This window comes from Tamlana crocina, assembly GCF_012037625.1.
In genome coordinates this window covers 1-348 of sequence record NZ_JAAVJS010000550.1, presented here as the reverse complement: position 1 = coordinate 348, position 348 = coordinate 1, and the positions used below count along the sequence as shown (strand labels likewise).

At 40.8% G+C, this 348-nt stretch carries 1 pseudogene; it reads left to right on the top strand.

Features of this window, described 5'->3' with window-relative positions:
• Positions 1-42 precede the first annotated feature (42 nt).
• Positions 43-348 (top strand): annotated as a pseudogene (locus HC176_RS18005) (2,3-bisphosphoglycerate-independent phosphoglycerate mutase); the annotation flags it as partial.

Below are 348 nucleotides of genomic sequence, written 5' to 3'. Positions count from 1 at the left end.
AAGGCTGGCATATTTCATATCTTTGCCTAAAATTTACCAAGCATGAATAAAAAAGTAATTTTAATGATCCTGGATGGCTGGGGGATTAGCAATGATCCCTCAAGATCTGCCGTGGACAGTGCAAATACACCCTTCATAGATTCTTTATATAACGACTATCCTCACAGCCGCCTTCGTACAGATGGAATGAATGTAGGTTTACCTGAAGGCCAGATGGGGAACAGCGAAGTGGGACATATGAATCTTGGTGCAGGTAGAATAGTTTATCAAGACCTTGCTAAGATCAATTTAGCAGTTGAAAATAATTCCCTTGGAAAAGAACCCGTACTGGAACAGGCCTTCAACTAT